This window comes from Allobosea sp. Tri-44, assembly GCF_004123845.1.
In the GTDB taxonomy this organism is placed as follows: Bacteria; Pseudomonadota; Alphaproteobacteria; order Rhizobiales; family Beijerinckiaceae; genus Allobosea.
The window spans coordinates 1-5647 of the sequence record NZ_NBDP01000056.1; the positions used below are offsets into that span (position 1 = coordinate 1).

Consider the following 5647-nt stretch of genomic DNA (forward strand, 5'->3'; position numbering starts at 1 on the left):
CGCCTGCAACCTCGAGACGGGCGGGATCTGACGTCGTGAACGAAGGGACGCGCAACTACGCCATCGGGACGACCACCTATTGGGGCTTCACGCTCACCGACGGCGCCTTGCGCATGCTCGTGCTCCTGCACTTCTTCCGGCTCGGTTACTCGCCCTTCACCCTCGCCTTCCTGTTCCTGCTCTATGAGGCGGCAGGCGTGCTGGCGAACTTCATCGGTGGCTGGCTTGCGGCGCGCTACGGGATCACCCGGATGCTGACGGTCGGCCTAACGACACAGGTCACCGGCTTCCTCGTTCTCTCGGCGCTTTCTCCAGATTGGTCAGCCGCAGCTTCGGTTGTCTGGGTCGTGCTCGGCCAAGGCATTTGCGGCGTCGCCCAGGACCTCACCAAGACGGCCTCAAAATCGGCCATCAAGATCGCCGAGACGGCGGCCAAGGCGGAGGACTCCGAAGGCCGACTCTTCCGCTGGGTCGCCTGGTTCACGGGCTCCAAAAACGCGATGAAGGGCTTTGGTTTCTTCCTAGGCGGCCTGCTGCTGGAGTTGCTCGGCTTCCGCGGCGCGCTCTGGGTGATGGCGGCCGCGCTCGGCCTGGTGCTGCTCGGGGTCGTGCTGTCGCTTCCGCCCATGCTGGGTAAGGCCAAGGCGAGCAAGAGCGCGCGCGAGCTCTTCGGCAAGAACCGCGGTGTCAATCTCCTGGCGCTCGCTCGCGTCGTGCTGTTCGGGGCCCGGGACGTCTGGTTCGTCGTCGGCGTTCCGGTCTTTCTCTACGCTGCCGGCTGGACCTTCACCATGGTCGGCACCTTCGTCGCGCTCTGGACCATCGGCTACGGGCTCGTGCAAGCCGCGGCGCCGGCGGTGGTCAAACGCAGCCTCGACGGGCTTACGCAGGAACTCCGGGCGGCGCGGATCTGGTCCTTCGGCCTCGCCGTCATCCCCGCCGCAATCGCAACGATGCTGGCGAGCAATTCAGGGCTGAGGCCGGACCTGATCCTGGTCGTGGGGCTGGGCCTGTTCGGTTTCGTCTTCGCCGTCAATTCCTCGGTGCACTCCTATCTGATCCTGGCCTATGCCGGATCGGAGAAGGCGGCCGAGGATGTCGGTTTCTACTATGCCGCCAACGCGCTGGGACGCTTCGCCGGTACCTTGCTGTCGGGTCTGCTCTATCAGTGGGGTGGCATCCAAGCCTGCCTGATCGGCTCCTGCCTGATGCTGGTTGCCTGCTTTCTAGCGACGCTCGCATTGCCTGGGCGTGATGCCCTGGCCCCAACTCAGAGTTGAACAGTCGAGCGCTCAGCTGGTCCAGACGCTGCTCACGGCACCTTCTTCCCGTCCTTGTCGAACTGATTGAGGAAGGCAGTGAGGTCCTTGATCTCCTGCTCGTTCTTGATGCCTGGGAATATCATCTTTGTGCCCGGGATTCTGGCACGCGGGTCCTGATGTAGTCGGCGAAGATCGCGTCGTCCCAGGTGATGCCGGCGCTCTTGTTGGCGGCGGAGTAGCTATAGCCCTCGACCCTGCCTGCGACGCGGCCGAGCAGGCCGTTGAGCTGCGGGCCGACAGCGTTCTTCGCGGTCTCTCCGACCTGATGGCAAGCGCGGCACTTGTTCCAGGCACGCTCGCCGGCGGCGATATCCTGCGCGCGTGCAGGCAGGGCCATGGCCAGAGTGCCGGCTGCACCAACAAGGACGATCCTGATCATTGCGGCGGCTTGATAGGGATGGCAGATGCGTTGGCCGCGGATACTGTATCCGCCGGCTTGATGGCACCGTGATTGGCGAGAAGGAACGCCACGACGGCCCATTTCTGCTCGTCGTTCATCAGATTGGGATCGTTGAACGGCATCATCATCTGGTGATACTCGAACAGCCCCTGCGCGGTGCCGAATTTCGCGATCAGGGTGCCAGGTCCCCAGATCGGCGTTTGAAAGCCTTCTCCGCGCTTGCCGTCCGCGCCATGGCAGATCGTGCAGAACTCGCCATAGAGCGCTTTGCCCTGAGCGACCTGCGGGCTTTCCTGAGCCGCCGCGTATGACGAAACTCCCAACGCCGCCGCCAGTAGTGCGGGCGTCATCCAGATCTTCATGCCGTCGTCCTGTGTGCGGTGTGCCGGAAGCGGGCGGCCGGGGCCGCCCGCAGTGCCGAGATCAGGCCACTTCGATCCGGAATTTCGGGATCGACCAATTGGCCATGCCGAGCGAATTTAGCGGAATCCGCTCGGGTTGCGTCGTGCCGGCATTGTCGGTGGCGCGCGTCTCGATGACATGCTGACCGGTAGTCGCGTTCCAGGGGAACTCAAACCTGACCCAGGTATATTTGCCCAGGTTCGGCGGCTGGATAGTTGCGTGCTGCCAGGCGCCGCCGTCGATACGGTACTCGACCGACTTGACGCCGTGCTGGGGTGCCCAGGCATAGCCCTTCATGGTCTGCTGGCCCGCGGCGAGCTTTGGCACTTCGCCCTTCTTCAGCGGGTAGTTGGCCGGCAGCGAGGGAGACTTGTCGACGACCAGCGGAACGGTGATCAGCGATTTCGGCGGCATCCAGGTGACCATGGGGCCCTTGATGTCGGCCTGCGTCACCCCGATGAACTCGTCGTCCGCGGCATTCTCGGGTGCCGTGTAGCTCGGCCCGATGTAGACCTCGCCCTTGGTGTTCAACCGGCACCAGACACGCTTGTCGGTGACGCGAATCTCGGTCACCCATTTGATCGATGCCGTGCCCCCCCAGCCCGGCACGACGATGCGCACCGGCGCGCCATGGTCGGGGGTCAGCGGGTTGCCGTTCATCGCGTAGCAGATGCCCATGTCGTTCTGCTGCGCCAGCACGTCGGCGAATGGCATCGGTCGGCCCATGTCGGTCCCGTCGACACCCGACCAGAACAACACCGTCTTAGCGTTGGGCTTAACTCCTACACGCGCAAATATCTCGCTCATCGGCACAAATTGCCATTCCGCCTGACCGACGGCGCCGAGCACCCAGTTGCCACCGGCGACGTCCTGCCCCGTGAAGCCGCCCTGCTCCCAGAACAGGGTGCGGCCGTTGCCATGGCACTCCATGGTCGCGACGATGGTGCGCGAGGGCAGCTTGAGGAGATCCTCATAGCCGATCTCGATCGGCCGCTCGACCGAGGCGCCATGGATCTTCAGCTTCCAGTTCTCGCGCGCCAGCACCGGCCGCTGCTCGACGAGCGGCGTCGGATAGTGGTTGCGGACGTAGAATTCCTCGACCGGCGTCATGAAGGTCGTGAAGTTCCAGTAATTCCCCGATCTGACGGTTGCGCCGATGTTGAGGATGCGCGAGTCGTCCTTCAGGATGGCGCGGCGTGGCGGCGCAGCAGGAGCGGCCGGTGCAGCCGGAGCCGGGGCAGTGGCCTGCGCCAATGCGCCAGTCGATGCCACAGCGCCGAAGGCCGCGGCTGAGACGAACAGACTACGCCTATTGAGATTGCTGCCGTCACGGAGCGTGCGCCGGACGAGATCCTCGTCGCGCAAGCGTTGGCTTTCACCGCTCATAGCATCCCTCCAGATGTTTTGTGATGCGCGTGCCATCGCAGTGCGCATGCTGGAAGAATGGCGGCGCCGATGTCCGAACGGCAACACTGTCCTTGGACGGTAGACTGATGAATATAGAGAAACTCGTTCAGCGATCTGGACGTGTCAGTCCGGATGTTCAGCTTTCTGAACACTCCCACGCCGTGCCTCTATGCCGAGCCGCTTCATCTTCGCCCAAAGCGTGGTGCGGGAAATGCGGAGCCGCCGCGCGGTCTTCCCGAGATGCCCGCCAGCCTCCCGCAAAGCGTGCTCGACCCGGTCGCGCTCGGCATCTCCTCGCGCGATCGAAAGCGGGGTTAGCGCATTGTCTTTGACGGCCGGCGCGCTGTCCTCGAACAGGTCGGCGAGTGCGATCGTCCGGGTGCGCGACAACAAGACGGCCTTTGACAGCCTCGCCCGCAACTCGTGGAAATTGCCCGGCCAATCATGGCTCAGGCAGGCGGCCAAAGCCTCGTCGGAGAGGCGCCTTGTCGGCATGGGCGAACCGTTGCCGAGCTCAGCGAGCAAGGTCGCGATCAGCGTCGGTAGCTCCGATCGGCGCGACCGCAGCGGCGGGATTTCGGTAGCCGTTCCCGCGAGCGCGTATCGAAGGTCACTCCGAAGCCGGCCGGATGCCAGGAGCGAGTCCGCGGCGGCCGTCGAGGTGGCCAATAGGCGCAAACCCGGCACGGACCCGCGGAGCCATTCGGCCAGCCGCGTCTGGATGCGGTCTGAAATACAACCGACATCGCGCAGGACCACGGTTGGACAGCCTCCTCGATCGAGCAATCCGGTGCGCGAGAAAAGCCTGCCCTCGAGTTCGGCACCAAAAGCCCGGCAATCCAGCAGTTCCAACGGCTCGTCACGGTTGGCCGAACGATTGTGGATCAGTTGGGCAAAGTGAGTTTTTCCGACGCCAGCCTCGCCGCTGACCAGCGCTGGAATGGGCGCTCGCACGAGTGCAGCAACTTGATCGAGAAGGGCCGCGAGTGTTGGCGAGACACCGGGCTGATCAGGCCTCCCTACCGGAGCAGCGGCCGCCAGAACGCTTAGACGGGCGAGGAAATCGCTCATCTCGAACGGTTTGGTGAGGTAGTCGCCGGCCCCAGCGCGCATCAGCCTCACCGCTTGATCGATGTCGCCGAAGGCGGTCATGAAGAGAAAGGGGGGTGTCCGACCCCGCTCGCTCGACAGACGGTAAAGGTCTTCGCCCGATCCGTCGCCAAGTCGCAGATCGCAGACGACGGCGTCCGGCTGACGAAAGGCGAGTGCGCTCACAGCCTCCTGCTTGGAGCGCCACCATGTCACGCTCGCCCCTTCAAGCACGAGGCGCTGCGCAATCGACTCTCCCATGATGGGATCATCTTCGACGAGGCCGATGTCGCGCTTCTCAAGCAACATCGCGCTCCTCCTGTGCTGCCAATCCGGGGAAGCATAGTTTCACAAGGGTGCCGCCGAGAGGAGACGGCTCGATCTCGACGGCGCCGCCGACTTCGCTGGTCAGGCGGTATGTCATCCACAATCCAAGACCGCTCCCGGTCCCGAGCGGGCTGGGTACAGGAGCATGTCCTAAAAGAACCGCCCGCGCCTCCGGAGTGAAGCCCGGACCTTGATCGTGAACCTCGAGCTCAAGCGCGCCATTAGCATCGCGTGATGCGCAGAACTCGACTTTTCCGCCCTCGGCGGTTGCCTGGATCGCGTTCAGCAGGAGATTGAGAACGACCTGCCGCAAGGCCGACGCCGCCAGCGGACAGGGGCCTTCGACGACGACGTGCCAGCCGAGCGCGATGGCCCGGCGATTGGCCTCCGGGCGAACGAGTAGCTTGAGATCGTCGAAATCTTCGGCCGTCGCTAGGCGCGGATCGCGGTCGGCCCGATAAGTCGCAAGCGCCGAGCGCACCACGTCGCGGATGCCCTTTAAGCCGCGCTCGATCAGATCGAGGGAGCTGCGCCGAACCACAGCCTTGTCGCCATGCGCCTTGAGCGTATCGATCGCGTTGAAGAGACCGCCGAGGGGGTTGTTGATCTCGTGCGCCATCCCGGAAGCAAGCCGGCCGAGACTAGCCAGACGCTCTTCGTGCGCCAATTCTTTTGCGATGGCCTCGCGTTCGTTGACCGC

At 64.2% G+C, this 5647-nt stretch carries 5 protein-coding genes and 1 pseudogene; 1 reads left to right on the forward strand and 5 read right to left on the reverse strand.

The genetic code is table 11. From position 1 onward, the window contains the following. Positions 1 to 35 precede the first annotated feature (35 nt). Entirely contained in the window at positions 36 to 1280 is a 1245-nt protein-coding gene (arsJ, locus tag B6S44_RS27380; protein ID WP_129160040.1) for an organoarsenical effux MFS transporter ArsJ, read from the forward strand. 32 nt (positions 1281 to 1312) lie between these two features. Here the strand turns inward: arsJ and B6S44_RS27385 are convergent. From B6S44_RS27385 to B6S44_RS27405, 5 genes and pseudogenes are all read right to left on the reverse strand, one after another. Then, a pseudogene (locus B6S44_RS27385) lies at positions 1313 to 1701 on the reverse strand (c-type cytochrome). Beyond that, the gene (locus B6S44_RS27390; protein ID WP_129160041.1) at positions 1698 to 2084 is read right to left on the reverse strand and encodes a c-type cytochrome; all 387 of its coding nucleotides are present in this window, start codon (positions 2082 to 2084) and stop codon (positions 1698 to 1700) included. Before B6S44_RS27390 ends, B6S44_RS27385 begins: the two are co-directional and overlap by 4 nt. Positions 2085 to 2145: 61 nt before the next feature. Continuing rightward, positions 2146 to 3510: a molybdopterin-dependent oxidoreductase gene (locus B6S44_RS27395; protein ID WP_129160042.1), complete on the reverse strand. Its 1365-nt coding sequence runs from the start codon at positions 3508 to 3510 to the stop codon at positions 2146 to 2148. 144 nt (positions 3511 to 3654) lie between these two features. Then, on the reverse strand, positions 3655 to 4929 hold the full coding sequence (locus B6S44_RS27400) for a sigma-54-dependent transcriptional regulator (protein WP_129160043.1): 1275 nt from the start codon (positions 4927 to 4929) through the stop codon (positions 3655 to 3657). After that, a partial coding sequence (locus tag B6S44_RS27405) for a sensor histidine kinase (protein WP_164985988.1) occupies positions 4919 to 5647 on the reverse strand: 729 nt, incomplete at its 5' end. The genes B6S44_RS27405 and B6S44_RS27400, both read right to left, overlap by 11 nt.

Coding starts and splice junctions, on each gene's coding strand:
- B6S44_RS27390 (WP_129160041.1), bottom strand. CDS start 2,084: ATGAAGATCTGGATGACGCCCGCACTACTGGCGGCGGCGTTGGGAGTT.
- B6S44_RS27395 (WP_129160042.1), bottom strand. CDS start 3,510: ATGAGCGGTGAAAGCCAACGCTTGCGCGACGAGGATCTCGTCCGGCGC.
- B6S44_RS27400 (WP_129160043.1), bottom strand. CDS start 4,929: ATGTTGCTTGAGAAGCGCGACATCGGCCTCGTCGAAGATGATCCCATC.